Origin of the sequence: Nostoc spongiaeforme FACHB-130, assembly GCF_014698475.1 — a bacterium.
Classification (GTDB): Bacteria; Cyanobacteriota; Cyanobacteriia; order Cyanobacteriales; family Nostocaceae; genus Nostoc_B; species Nostoc_B spongiaeforme.
The window spans coordinates 36,969-50,608 of the sequence record NZ_JACJTB010000013.1; the positions used below are offsets into that span (position 1 = coordinate 36,969).

14 protein-coding genes are annotated in these 13,640 nt (G+C 37.7%); 12 read left to right on the top strand and 2 right to left on the bottom strand.

Annotated elements, in window-relative coordinates; all coding sequences use genetic code 11:
- Window positions 1–108 precede the first annotated feature (108 nt).
- The gene (locus H6G74_RS12355) at window positions 109–864 is read left to right on the top strand and encodes a MotA/TolQ/ExbB proton channel family protein (protein ID WP_190967954.1); all 756 of its coding nucleotides are present in this window, start codon (window positions 109–111) and stop codon (window positions 862–864) included.
- Between the two features lie 175 nt (window positions 865–1,039).
- Window positions 1,040–1,711, top strand: a complete 672-nt coding sequence (locus H6G74_RS12360) for an ExbD/TolR family protein (protein ID WP_190967955.1) — start codon at window positions 1,040–1,042, stop codon at window positions 1,709–1,711.
- On the opposite strand, the gene H6G74_RS12365 is transcribed toward H6G74_RS12360, so the two are convergent.
- Complete coding sequence (locus H6G74_RS12365) at window positions 1,603–2,007, bottom strand: hypothetical protein (protein ID WP_190967956.1); 405 nt, start codon at window positions 2,005–2,007, stop codon at window positions 1,603–1,605. The genes H6G74_RS12360 and H6G74_RS12365 overlap by 109 nt on opposite strands.
- A 22-nt stretch (window positions 2,008–2,029) precedes the next feature.
- Here H6G74_RS12365 and H6G74_RS12370 point away from each other — a divergent pair, with 22 nt between their 5' ends.
- The 4 genes from H6G74_RS12370 (at window position 2,030) to psbM (ending at window position 3,597) form a co-directional block, all read left to right on the top strand.
- Window positions 2,030–2,395: a phage holin family protein gene (locus H6G74_RS12370; protein ID WP_062295233.1), complete on the top strand. Its 366-nt coding sequence runs from the start codon at window positions 2,030–2,032 to the stop codon at window positions 2,393–2,395.
- 248 nt (window positions 2,396–2,643) lie between these two features.
- Window positions 2,644–2,781 (top strand): photosystem II reaction center protein K, encoded by a 138-nt coding sequence (locus H6G74_RS12375; protein WP_006195022.1) that lies wholly within the window; start codon window positions 2,644–2,646, stop codon window positions 2,779–2,781.
- Window positions 2,782–3,060: 279 nt separating this feature from the next.
- Window positions 3,061–3,357, top strand: coding sequence for a 2Fe-2S iron-sulfur cluster-binding protein (locus tag H6G74_RS12380; RefSeq protein ID WP_190967957.1), 297 nt, complete (start codon window positions 3,061–3,063; stop codon window positions 3,355–3,357).
- 123 nt (window positions 3,358–3,480) lie between these two features.
- On the top strand, window positions 3,481–3,597 hold the full coding sequence (gene psbM / locus H6G74_RS12385; protein ID WP_015113622.1) for a photosystem II reaction center protein PsbM: 117 nt from the start codon (window positions 3,481–3,483) through the stop codon (window positions 3,595–3,597).
- Window positions 3,598–3,801: 204 nt separating this feature from the next.
- Here the strand turns inward: psbM and H6G74_RS12390 are convergent, their stop codons facing one another.
- Window positions 3,802–4,653: a universal stress protein gene (locus tag H6G74_RS12390; protein ID WP_190967958.1), complete on the bottom strand. Its 852-nt coding sequence runs from the start codon at window positions 4,651–4,653 to the stop codon at window positions 3,802–3,804.
- 547 nt (window positions 4,654–5,200) lie between these two features.
- On the opposite strand from H6G74_RS12390, the gene H6G74_RS12395 reads away from it, so the two are divergent.
- The 6 genes from H6G74_RS12395 to H6G74_RS12420 all read left to right on the top strand — a co-directional run bounded on the left by H6G74_RS12395 (window position 5,201) and on the right by H6G74_RS12420 (window position 13,580).
- Window positions 5,201–8,260, top strand: a complete 3,060-nt coding sequence (locus H6G74_RS12395; protein ID WP_190967959.1) for a CHAT domain-containing protein — start codon at window positions 5,201–5,203, stop codon at window positions 8,258–8,260.
- A 990-nt stretch (window positions 8,261–9,250) separates the two neighbouring features.
- The gene (gene pstS, locus H6G74_RS12400) at window positions 9,251–10,291 is read left to right on the top strand and encodes a phosphate ABC transporter substrate-binding protein PstS (RefSeq protein ID WP_190967960.1); all 1,041 of its coding nucleotides are present in this window, start codon (window positions 9,251–9,253) and stop codon (window positions 10,289–10,291) included.
- Between the two features lie 254 nt (window positions 10,292–10,545).
- Window positions 10,546–11,544 carry a phosphate ABC transporter permease subunit PstC gene (pstC, locus tag H6G74_RS12405; protein WP_190967961.1) on the top strand — a complete coding sequence of 333 codons (999 nt, stop codon included), beginning with the start codon at window positions 10,546–10,548 and terminating at the stop codon, window positions 11,542–11,544.
- A gap of 9 nt (window positions 11,545–11,553) precedes the next feature.
- A complete protein-coding gene (pstA, locus tag H6G74_RS12410) occupies window positions 11,554–12,435 on the top strand; it encodes a phosphate ABC transporter permease PstA (RefSeq protein WP_190967962.1) in 882 nt (293 codons plus the stop codon).
- Window positions 12,436–12,464: 29 nt separating this feature from the next.
- Window positions 12,465–13,244 carry a phosphate ABC transporter ATP-binding protein PstB gene (pstB, locus tag H6G74_RS12415; RefSeq protein ID WP_190967963.1) on the top strand — a complete coding sequence of 260 codons (780 nt, stop codon included), beginning with the start codon at window positions 12,465–12,467 and terminating at the stop codon, window positions 13,242–13,244.
- A gap of 120 nt (window positions 13,245–13,364) precedes the next feature.
- Window positions 13,365–13,580 (top strand): ribbon-helix-helix domain-containing protein, encoded by a 216-nt coding sequence (locus H6G74_RS12420; protein WP_190967964.1) that lies wholly within the window; start codon window positions 13,365–13,367, stop codon window positions 13,578–13,580.
- Window positions 13,581–13,640 lie beyond the last annotated feature (60 nt).

Genomic DNA, 13,640 nt, shown 5'->3' on the forward strand with positions numbered 1-13,640 from the left:
TTTGCTTCAGGAAATTTATATTATCTGAGTTTCTAACTGCACATTAATCTTTAGAATTAAAATGCTTTGGGATAATTGCTCTAAGTACGGAGGGAGGAAAGTTAAGCAGTGGATATTTTAGAACTGTTTCAAAAAGGTGGGCCAGCGATGTGGCCTTTGGCAGTTTTGTCAATTCTGGCGCTGAGTGTGATTTTAGAGCGTTTGTGGTTTTGGCTGCGGATTTTAAATCAAGAAAAGGAAATAGTTAACCGTGTACTAGATGCAGCCCAAGAAGATTGGGATATAGCCGCAGATATCGCCAAACGAGCTACAGATCAGCCAATTGGGCGATTTCTCTATGCACCTTTACGCCTGTTAAAGGTGGATTTGGAAACTTTTCGTTTAGCACTAGAAGCCACAGCCGAAGACGAATTAGCCGGGATGCGTCGTGGTGAAAAACTTTTAGAAGCGGTGATTGCACTTTCCCCACTCTTGGGACTGTTGGGTACAGTGTTGGGTTTGATTCACTCTTTGCGCTCAATTCGCATTGGTGATTTAGGTACAGAATCGACGGCTGGGGTAACTACTGGGATTGGTGAATCTTTGATTAGTACTGCCGCAGGGTTAATCGTTGCAATTATTAGCTTGGTATTTTATCGGCTATTCCAAAGTTTTTTAGTTAACCAAGTCAAAATTTTTCGCAAGGCGGGGAATGAATTGGAATTACTTTATCGTCAATCTCCACCGGAATTTAGCAACAATACAGCAATTGTGCATGAAGCTTCTCGTGAAACTGTCACTCCACCCCGCAAAAAAGCTAAAAATCTATTTCCCCAACCTCCAGAAGAACCAGATGTGACTGATTCATTAGATCCTGAGTCATAACGCAGAAGACAGTCCCGATGAAACAAGTTTCATAGCCAAGCATGAAAGTGGGACTAGTATTTTTACTCAGCACTCAGCACTCAGCACTCAGCACTTTCAAGTCAGGAGGCAGGAGGCAATTTATTACTCAGCACTCAGCACTTAACACTTTGCTATAACTAAAATTTATCAGACGATGAAAGTTAATCTGCATACTCCAGTTGAAGAAGTACAAATTCAAATTATTCCTTTAATTGATGTTGTTTTTTGTATTTTGACGTTTTTTTTGTTAGCAGCGTTACAATTTACTCGCCAACAAGCTATTAATGTTGATTTGCCCAAAGCTTCTACAGGTACGGCTGCGATCGCTGGACAAACTGGTAGTCAAATTGTGACTATTGATGCTGTAGGCAATACTTACATTGAAAAACAACCAGTAAAACGCGAGGAATTAGCACAGAGACTCAGACAATATCTCGAACAAAATCCTGATGGAATTTTGGTATTAAATGCTTCTCGAACTACCACTTATAATGATGTGGTAGAAACGCTAGATTTATTACGACAAATAGGCGGCGATCGCGTTTCTTTAGGTATTATCCCAGGGCCTAGTCAACCTTCCACTACTCAACTTAATCAATTACCAGAATCCTATTTCCCCAATAATCCTGGCGTGCCGCCTGCACCAGTTCCAGAAATTAATCCCCAGGAAAATTTTAATCCAAATATCCCTATTAACCCTAACCAAATACCTCCTAATTATGGGCAGCCTTCCTCTGGAGAAGGTGTAATTCCTGGTGTACCAAATGCACCAGCAACACAAGTACCAGTAGCACCAGGAAATACTAATAATTCTGCGCCAAACTGATAAATTTGAGCAGAATTTTCCCATTCAAAATGCAGCAATGGAAGATGCAGCAAAAATCCTTCTTCATCTTCCACCTTGGGTTTTAAATTATGACTCTTGAGTTGAAAGTGCTGAGTGCTGAGTAATAAATTTTCTCCTACCTCCTGCCTTCTGCCTCCTGATAATTTATCGCCCAAACCTAAAGATATAAAAAATAAATTATCGATAGATAAAAATATCTGGTAATTTACAAGTAATTGGCAAAGCTTCAAAAAATCTGAAATCGGTTGCTTAAATAAGCGATCGCCAATCGCCATTCGCGTTTCAAGGGTTGTGGCAATGAATGCAATTGTAACGCTTTTTATTGTTTGGGTAGTAACATCTATCAGCCTGCTGATTATTAGTAAACTTCCCCTCGGAGTTGAAGTTGACTCACCCAAAAAAGCCTTTATTTCAGCAGCAGTTCTCGGTATTGTTACGGCGATCATCAGACCGATTTTACGCCTAATCTTTGCAGTACCGAATTTCCTCACATTTGATCTATTATCCGGCATCTTCACTTTTATGATTGCCGTTGTTTGTTTTAGTATTGCTGCTTGGTTAGTAGAGGGCTTCCGGTTACGTTTCGGTATCTGGAGTGCTGTTTTAGGCGCGTTAGCCCTCACCTTCATCAACAGCTTAATCTACAAATTACTCGGTGTCTGATATTTCAGAGGCTAGAGGCTAGTACCGCTACGCGGAAGTCAAAAGTCAAAAGTTAAAAGTCAAAAAGCTTATATTACAAGCTTTTCACTAACTTGAAATGATATCTTTATTTCCGCCGACCTGTACTAGTCCTTAGTCTCTACTCACTTTTTTTCAAAGCGGCGAATAACTAATTCTCAGTGGCTAAACCATGTTAAGATACATCTCAATTATGAAAGCTGTGTTGGATAGAGTGGATAAAAACGAACATGGAAGCAGCACTATTATTAGCTAAACTGCCCGAAGCTTACCAAATTTTCGATCCTCTGGTAGACGTTCTTCCAGTAATTCCTGTTTTCTTCTTGTTACTTGCTTTCGTATGGCAAGCAGCTGTGGGATTTAGGTAAGTTAAGTAAATTTTTCATCAATGGGACAGGCAAAATACCTGTCCTATTTTTTTTGACAATATGTTTTTGCTAAAACTTGATATTTCTTAATTATTTGTAACAAGTAACTAGAAGTTAAGTAATATAGTTGATACAGACTAATTTAAACTTATGCCAATTGGAAAAAAGATGGCGATCGCATGGATTGACAGAACCTAGACATAGACTGCAATTCTCAATCCAAAATGGTATTAGCCTTTTTAGCCAAGCATTTTACAGTCAACAAGGAATTAAATATTTATGGGTAACATTAAATTTGTTAAAGAAGATAAAGAAGTCATAGCTGCTAATGGCGCTAACTTACGACAAAAAGCTGTAGAAAACGGCATTGATTTGTATACACTTTTCGGTAAAATGACCAATTGCGGTGGTTATGGTCAGTGTGGTACTTGTGTTGTAGAGGTAGTAGAAGGTTTAGAAAATCTGTCGCCGCGCACCGAGGTAGAAAAGCGCAAATTTAAGAAAAAACCAGATAATTACCGCCTCGCCTGTCAAGCTTTAGTGCATGGCCCTGTGAGTGTAGTAACAAAACCTTAACCCTTAAAGCTTACCTGCCAACAACATTGGTGATATGAGAAGTAAAAAAAATAAGGCTAACACGGGCATCGATGATGCTATTCTAAAGGTGTTGACTGGAAAATATAGAGAGGCTTCTTTGCCATGCAAGTTAATGACTTAGGGTTCGTAGCGAGCATTCTGTTCGTACTAGTTCCCTCTGTGTTTTTATTAATTCTGTACATCCAAACAGCCAGCCGCGAAGGTAAAAAAGATAGTTAATAGTTTGTGCATAATATAAAAAACCCCTACACCATTGGTGCTGGGGTTTTTATTTATCAACCGCTAAATTTGGAGTGCTGAGTCACCGAAGTTTGCTCAACGGGGAGAACCCGCGCACGCAAGTTCTCTCCGCACGCAAGTTCTCGCTGAGTGCTAAGTTAAAAATACTTTTTTCTAATCTCTAGCCTCTAGCCCCTTGTAGTTTTATGCACTAGTTCTTGCCAACAATACTGGACAAGTAGCGTTGACTCGAACATAATCAGACAAAGAAGCACCGATGAGTCTATCTATATCGACAAAGCTCTTAGCTACTGATGGACGACGATCTGGAGAACCGAGTAGAAGTAAGTCTACACTCAATTCTTCGGCGAGACGACAAATTTCTTCACCGGGTTTACCGCTACTGGTGTAGCAGCGAGTTTGGACACCATATTTTTGAGCTTCGGCGTAAGCTGCGCCAAAAACGGGATTTTTTTCGGGGATAACTTCAGTCACTTCTGAGGTTTTGCCGCGCAAATCAGTATTAATATGAGTCAAAATTAATTGGCTACCAGGAACACCTCGCAGCAAGAATAAAGCTAAACTTAAACAATGTTTGGCTGGATCAGAATTGTCTAACGCTACCATGATGCGCTTGATTCTTTTGACATAAATGTCATCTTTCACCAGCAACATGGGGCGAGAAGACAATTGAAAAACATACTGACTGACGGAGTTTGACAAAATTGACTGCAAACGCTTGAGTCCGCGTGAACCCATGATGATTAAGTCAGCATCAATTTCATCGGCTACTTGACAAACTACGTCTTTGGGTTCACCTTGCCGTAAAATCGAAGAAACTTGGCTAGGATCTAAGTTTAAAGACTGAATGGCGTTGGCAAGAATTTTACCCCCTTCTTCCCATTTATTTGTCATTGCAGAAGCAGTACTTTGGGGAGGTACAACGTGCAGAACTGTTACTTTAGCACGTTGAATTGATGGTACTTCTTTCAAGGTTTTGAGCATTTCTTCTGCATGACCTAAGCCCGAAACCGCTAACAAAATTTTTTCTATCATTGCTTAATTCTGACTTGTAAATGTTGCTTTAGTGTTTGCTATTCAGGAATTGGCTCAGTTGATTTACCAACTTTTGGCTCAATAACCTAGCTGTTTACGCAGGATTACCTGTTGTTTGAAATGTTAATTATTTCTGCCTAACTATCTGACTGAGTATTTGAGAGCAAATCAAGTTGAAATCACTAGCATTTTGAAGATGAAATACATGAAATCAACTAGAAGATTTGAGTTTGATTGCTACCTCTTACCTAGTCTTTTAACTAGGCTTCAATAATTAAGCTTACTCTTAATATTAGCTCAGTTAACTTTATAAAATATGATGTTATTTATTATTTTTAATCTATATTAACTTTTATTCATTAGAAGCAAGTTAAGTATTGCAAAGAAGTCTGAGAAAATTAGCGTAATTATACCATTGTTTGTGGGAGCGATCGCCTGCTTTAAAGAAAAGATAGCTTTATCAAATATTAAGTTTTTAATTATAACTTTAGTTTCGTTTATGGGAACAATAAACTATAACTATTTAACTGCATAAAAAACTGTGCTTATGCAATTTTCTCCCATAGTTGCTACTATCTTGTTGACTGTTGGATCTCCGGCTGTAGTATTGTATTATTCACAACCTAGCCTTGCTCAAGCGCCAACCCCCACTGCGGAAGAACGCCTCACCGAAGCCATCATGTTAAATAATCAAGGTGAAGGACTAGTTTATAAAGATTTAGTGGGTTTGGCTGATTTACAAGCCGGGTTAGAACTCTTTCAACAGTCCTTAGCAATATTTAAACAGTATGGCGCGAAGGCTGGAGAAGCCAATAGCTTGGTAAATATTGGCTACGTTTATTTACGTAAAGGAGAGTACACTAAAGCACTGGATTTTTTGCAGTCAGCCTTAGATATTCGCCGCAAACTCCGCGATAAAGAGAATGAATGGATACCATTATCTTATATCGCCGAAGTCTATCTGAATCTCAGAGAATATGAAAAAGCCCTCAATTTTTATCAACCAGCTTTAAAAGTTCTCCAAGAACTAAAAGCGGCAAATCCTCAAGGTTATAATTACGCAACTAGCGAAACTATTTTATTAGCAGATATTGGCTCAGTTTACTTCCGTACTGGCAAATATTCTCAAGCTTTAGAGTTTTATCAACAAAGTTTGACAATTCAAAAAGCCAAGGGTGATAAAAGCGGTACTGCTCAAACTTTAAACAACATTGGTGTTGTTTATCTCAACTTGGGTAACTACGCTCAAGCCTTAGATTCTTATCAGCAAGGATTAAAAAATTTACAAGAATGCTGTTCTACTTTTTATGGAACGCAAGCAGCGATTTTTAATAATATTTCCGGTGCATATTTTAGCTTAGGTCAGTATCAAAAGTCCTTGGAGTTTGCGGAAAAGTCTACAAATATTTATAAAAAACTTGGCACTGGAGAATATAAAAGTACAGACGAGCAAGCAATCAAGCTATTGTACAATGCCCTTGGTCAAAATGCTCAAGCTCTGCAACAAGTTACCAATCGTGCTAATGTAGGTGATGCGTTTGGCAAAGATTCATTTCAATTTCAAGGTGCAGCGTTAAATCTGAATAATATTGGGCAGATTTATTTTAGCTTGGGTAAGTATGACGAAGCACTCAAGTTATATCAGCAAGCTTTAGATATATACAAGCAAAATAACTATAAAGTAGGGATAGCGGTAGCACTAAATAATATTGGGCGTGTTTACCAAAACTTAGGCAACTATAACCAAGCTATAGAATTTAATCAGCAGGCTTTAGCTAATTATCGGGAAGTTGGCGATCGCACTGGCGAAGGCGTAACAATTAGTAACTTAGGGCAAGTTTATCAAAAACAAAATCAGTACGATAAAGCTTTGGGGTTATATCAGCAAGCTGTCGCTATTCATCGAGAGGTGGAAGACAAAATTAGTGAAGCTGCGACACTGAAGTTTTTAGGCGATGTTTTAGCAGCCCAAAATCAACCACCACTAGCGATCGCATTTTACAAGCAATCGGTTAACTTAACAGAAACGATTCGCCAAAGTTTGCGATTTGTGCCGACAGATGTGCAGAAATCTTACACCGAAACCGTCTCGGAAAGATATCGCCGTCTAGCTGACTTATTATTGCAGCAAAATCGTCCAGCCGAAGCGCAACAAGTTTTAGATTTGCTGAAAATTCAGGAAGTTACTGACTATATTGGGAATCACGGTGCTAGTACGCCAAAAGCCACAAATCGCAATACTCAACGGGGAAGTTCTGCAACTGTAGCAGTGACACCGGAAAAATTACCGTTGAAACCACAGGAAGAGCAAATATCTCAGAAGTATAGCGCAATTCAAGATCAAGCGATCGCTCTGGGTAAAGAACTCACCACCCTGCGAAAAATTCCACCGCAAACCCGTACCGCAACTCAAGAAAAACGCCTTGCTGAATTGGTGAAACTAGAACAAACTACCAACGCCGAGTTTAACAAGTTTATTAAAAGTCCCTCGGTTGTGGCGTTGGTACAACAATTATCAGCCACATCAGGACAGGAAAATTTAAACTTACGCCAACTCAATTCTTTAAGAGATAACTTACGCCAGTTAAATCAAAAAGCTGTTTTGTTATATCCTTTAGTTTTAGATGACAGATTAGAATTAGTTATTGTCTCGGCGGATGCGCCACCAATTCATCGTACTGTACCAGTCAAAGCCGCAGAGTTAGACCAAACAATTAATGAATTTCGAGAAGCAATTCTTGTTCCTTACAAAAATAGTAAAACCCCAGCCAATAAATTATATAATTGGCTGATTAAACCTATAGAAAATGACTTAAAACAAGCCGAAGCCAAAACTATAATTTATGCACCTGATGGTAAGCTGAGATATGTGCCATTAGCTGCATTATATGATGGGCAGAATTGGTTAGTACAGAAGTTTGTAATTAATAATATTACTTCTACTAGTTTGACTAAATTAGTGAATCAACCACCAACTCCAAGCAATGCTTTAGCTGCGGCTTTTACTAAAGGCGAATATACAGTAGCAGTTGGTCAACGCCAAGAAATGTTTAGTGGGTTAGAATTTGCTAAAGCCGAAGTCGAAAACTTAGCTAAAATTCTTCCTGGTAGCAAAGTTATCTTAGATAAAGATTTTAATCCTAATGCAACAATTCCCCAAATGAATGATTACAAAATTGTACATTTGGCGACGCATGGTAAGTTGGTGAATGGTTCCCCAGAAGATTCATTTATTGTATTTGGTGATGGCGAACACGCGACTTTACGCGATATTGAAAATTGGTCTTTGTCGAATGTTGATTTAGTAGTATTGAGTGCTTGTCAAACTGGTTTAGGTGAAAAATCAGCCAATGGACAAGAAATTCTCGGTTTAGGATATCAGATCCAATTAGCTGGTGCGAAAGCCACAATGGCTTCATTATGGGCTGTATCTGATGGCGGAACACAAGCTTTAATGAATGAGTTTTATGCAGCGTTGAAAGCTGGGAAATTTACTAAAGCCGAGGCGTTGCAAAAGGCGCAAATTGCTTTATTAACAGATAAGAATAGTGAGTTTAATCATCCTTATTATTGGTCGGCTTTTATTTTAATTGGGAATGGGTTGTAGATGATGAATGTGGAAAAATAAGCATTGTATGTTTTGCGCCTAGATGCGGTAGCGTCCTCTCGTTCGCGCAGCATTTCTGTCAGGAAAAGAATAGGTACAAAGACACAGACATTAATTTATTAACAGTAATACCCCTCTTCTGTCAGTCTCCGAAAACTTTTGCCATTTCTGAATTCTAAAGCTTTTGTATAGCAAGCGATCGCCAGATTATTTCTTAATAACAAATACAAGACCTATTTTTTTCTAATAGGAAAGCCTATATTGACTGACTAATAAAGCTTTCAGAGATTGACTGTACGGAAAGTGACAAAAGAGGGTAATTAGTTAATGTACATGAAAATCTTAAACTTCATCTCACTAATCAGCCTTTCAGCCTTAATTAAATTGGATATAACCAAAATTTAATCTTATTAAAACCAATCATTAACCTCTCAATTTTCTTGAACGGTTATTTTTACTAAAAATACTAAATTTATCACTTATTTTATATGAGCATGATTTCAACTGCTTAAAATGTGCTGAACTAACCAAAAAATCAAAGTCAATAGTCGATCAGTGTTTATTTGTGAGAGATAAATAAACTAGTGTATCTATGAAGAAATTTGTAAATTCCTCATTTGAAATTAAGTTGCTCATGTTGAAAGATTACAAAATATTTTTCTTGAAAAATTATTTATTAGCTCATTTACTTTAATTCGTAAAATTTATAACCAGTTTTGTTTAATTTAGTCTTGAAAATTATTTCACATTCTAATTATTTGAAAACGTAATTTTTGCCTATCTATTAAGTAAAATTTTATGCTTAATTTGTCCACTTTTCTATATCGTAAAACATGATTAATTGCGACTTTCAAAAGTCGTAATTAATTATGTTTTCAATCATATTTAATCTATTGTTTACCATTTATTAAACTAATTTAAATAGTTAAATAATACACATTTATATACACCTGCAAGTAAAGTAAAAATCTTGCCAAAATACGGAGAAATATGACCTTTTCGACCACCAATTTGTACCGAGCGTTTACTACTTCAGTCGTAGCATCTGCTGTGGCCTTGAGTCCTATTTTGTCAGCAGTTGCTCAGGCTGAAACTCTCAATGGTGCAGGCGCAACTTTTCCGGCTCCACTGTACGAAAGATATGCTCGTGAAGTGAGAAAGAAGCATCCAGAATTAAAAATTAACTATCAAGGAATTGGTAGTAGTGGCGGGATTCGTCAAATCACTGCGGGTACTGTTGACTTTGGTGGTAGTGATGCAGCTATGACAGATGCACAAATCGCCCAAGTTAAAAGAGGTGTCATATTAGTACCCACCGCAGGCGGTGCAGTTTCTGTTGTTTACAATCTCCCTGGTGTCAGCAATCTGAGATTATCTCGTGCTACATTACCAGCTATTTTTTCTGGTCAAATCACCAACTGGAGCGACGCTAAAATCAAAGCTGATAATCCTGGTGTAAATTTACCTAATCAACCGATTAAATTTGTAGTACGTGCTGATGGTAGCGGTACAACTTTTATTTTCACCAACCACTTGAGTAACATAAGTGGTTATTTCAGAGGTAGAGTTGGTACAAGCACCGCGCCTAAGTGGACTTTACCAAATGTCCTCAAAGGTAAAGGCAACCCAGGTGTAGCTGGCTTAGTAGCGCGTACTCCTGGTTCTATTGGTTATGTAGAATATGCCTTTGCTACCAAAAACAATTTAAGATCAGCTCAAATACAAAACAAAGCAGGCGAATTTGTTTCTCCTTCTTTACAAACTGCTAACGCAGCTTTATCATCTGTGAGATTCCCTGATAACTATCGCGTGTTTGTTGGTGATCCAACACAAGGTTATCCAATTGTTGGTCTTACTTGGATGATGGTTTACAAGCAATATCCTACAGCTGCAAAAGCTGACGCTATTAAGAAATGGATTAATTGGGTACTCAAAGATGGTCAACAATATAATGATGACCTCAACTACACCAGAATTCCATCTGATGTTAGCAATCGGGTATTACAAACAGTGAATAGTTCAGTTAAATAGATACTTAATCTGTTGTATTACCTAACTAATTTTCTGAATATGAATAGGGTGGATAGTATTTCACTCTATTCATAATTAACTAAGAATAAAAGCATACAAATCCCTCAAAATTTATATATGGGATATACAAACAAAGCCTGCACTTCGATAAGCTCAATGACCGCCTTTGCAGGTTAATTATATGCTTCTTTGTATGGATTCGGTATCATTTAAAAATATCAAGTTAGTTAAAAAAATATTTAGCTATTTAATTTATGGATAACTCATCAGAATCAAATAGTCACAAGTCATTTTTAAATTTAAGTAATGAAGATTTAGGATTAACAGCTACAAGTGGTGCAAATTTCTGGTTAGATAAAGGCTTTACGTGGTTAACATATTTTTTTGCTACGATTACAGTTGCCATATTGTTTTTGATGAGTTGGGTAATTTATAAAGAAGCGAAACCAGCAATTGAGAAGTTTGGTATTGGGTTTTTCTGGGGTCAAGATTGGGATACGGGTAATCAGGTTTTTGGGGCGTTACCTTATATTTATGGAACTTTAGTAAGTAGTGCGATCGCAATTTTATTTGCTATCCCAATCGGCATTGCAATTGCAATAGTCACTAGCGAAAATTTCTTACCTATATCTGTTAGAAGCACATTAGCATTCATTGTAGAATTAATTGCCGCAATTCCCAGTGTAATTGTTGGCTTGTGGGGAATTTTTGTGTTTATTCCAGTTTTAGAACCGTTACAAAAATGGTTGGCCAGTTATTTTAATTGGATACCATTATTTAACTCGGTAGATCCTATCGGCACAAATATGTTAACCGCAGGAATTGTGTTAGCTATTATGATTTTGCCGACAATGGCTGCTATTAGCCGCGATGTTTTACTCGCCATTCCTAAAGAATTACGCAGCGCCTCAATGGCTTTGGGTAGTACACGTTGGGAAACCATTTTTCGGGTGTTATTGCCAGCAGGATTTTCTGGTATTGTCAGTGCAGCAATGCTGGCTTTAGGTAGAGCCTTGGGTGAAACAATGGCTGTCACTCTTGTGATTGGTAATTCATCTCAAATCAGTGCTTCTTTACTTGACCCAGCCTACACAATTCCTTCAATATTAGCCAATGAATTTGCAGAAGCTGAACCAGGATTACATGTTGGCTCATTGAGTTATTTAGGGTTAATTTTATTTGGATTAACCTTGGGTGTAAATATTGCTGCTAGGTTATTTGTGCGTTGGTTTAGTAATAAAAATAAATCATAAACTAAATATATGACTGATTATCAAAACTCGCAAATAGATGAATCTTTATTAGCAAAAGAATTATATGCTCCACTGCCAACAAGTAGACAATTATTCACCCATAGCATGAATGCGATCGCCTTTGCATTCACAGCTTTAGCGTTAATTCCTTTAATATCAATTTTATGGGAAATTATTAAACGCGGTTTCTCTAGCTTGCGACCAGAAATGTTTGTCAATTCAGTAATTGATTATGGCTTGGGTAATGCTATTACAGGCACGATTACAGTTGTCATGATTGGCTCAATCTTTAGCCTGCCAATTGGCATATTAACAGGGATATTTTTAGCAGAATTTAGTCAAGTTAACCCAGCATCACAATTTGTTCGCTTCATCACCACAATTTTGACTGGTGTACCTTCAATTATTGTTGGTATTTTTGCTTACGGTGTAATTGTATTAGTCACGAAAGGATTTAGCGCAGTTGCAGGTGGCTTTGCTTTAGCTGTGTTGATGTTACCCATCGTGATTCTGACCACGGAAGAAGCTTTAAAATTAGTTCCTAAAGACCAACGCCTTGCTTCTGCTGCTTTGGGTGGGACGCGGTTTCAGACAACATTTCGCATTGTAATAACTGCCGCTTTACCTGCAATTACTACAGGTATTTTACTAGCGATCGCTCGCGCCGCAGGTGAAACAGCACCCCTAATTTTCACTGCATTATTTAGTTTAGATTGGTCTCCAGGATTGCTGAGTCCAACAGCTTCGTTACCTGTATTAATTTTTAATCTGTATAACGACCCAGACCCAGAAAAGAATCAATTGGTTTGGACTACTGCTATCGTCTTACTTGGCTTAGTTATTTGTGTGAGTTTGATTTCTCGCTTAATCACAAGTAAGAAAAAAATTTAGTTAAAAACTCTTTCCTGATTCTACTAAACATGAATAATCTCAATCCCGCTATCAAAGTTAAAAACCTCAGCTTTTACTACAATACTTCTAAAGCGATTGAAGGCATATCAATAGATATTTATCAAAATCAAGTAACGGCAATAATTGGCCCTAGTGGTTGCGGTAAATCAACTTTTATCAAAACTCTCAATCGGATTAGTGAATTAGAAGGGCCTGTCAAAGTAGAAGGAAAAGTAGAGTTCTTTGGACAGAATATTTACGACCCAAAAATTAACGTCAACCGCCTGCGTCGTCAAATTGGGATGGTATTCCAAAAACCAAATCCCTTTCCGATTAGTATTTATGAAAATGTCGCTTATGGAGTCAGAATAGCAGGTAGGCGATCGCAAACAGAAGTAGATGAAATTGTCGAGTCAGCTTTAAAAGGTGCAGCTTTATGGGAAGAGGTAAAAGATAAACTACATAAATCTGCATTAGGACTTTCTGGGGGTCAACAACAACGACTCTGTATAGCCCGTGCTTTAGCCATTAAACCCAAAGTACTGTTAATGGATGAACCTTGTTCAGCCCTTGACCCCATAGCAACGATGAAAGTCGAAGAATTAATTCACAGTCTGCGTTCAGAATTAACAATTGCCATTGTTACTCATAACATGCAGCAAGCTGCTCGCGTCTCCGATTTTACCGCTTTCTTTAGCACAGACGAAAGCCGAATTGGTCAAATGGTGGAATTTGGTGTCACAAATCAAATCTTTTATAACCCCATCGATGCACGTACCCATGACTATGTTTCAGGGCGTTTTGGTTAATTCCTTAGCTACCATTTTATTATGCGATCGCACTTACTCATGTTCTTCTGGTGTCAGAAATCCAATCAAATTCCTATACTATAGTAGTATGAATTATTTTTACTACTAATTGGTAGGAAGATGAAAGTCGAAAAACTATCTATTTCTTTACCACTGAATTTAGTGGAGTTTATCGAAAATTACAAGCTGAATAAAGGATGTAAATCTCGTTCTCAGGTAATTGAACAAGCATTAGAATTGCTGCGAAATCAAGAACTAGAAGAAGCTTACCGCCAAGCATCTGCTGAAATTGATAGTGCTTGGGATGTAACAATAGCAGATAGTTTAACAATTTAAAAGCAGAAATGATGATATAGCATTTACTAGTCTACTGAGGTACAAATTTATCTATTTTCA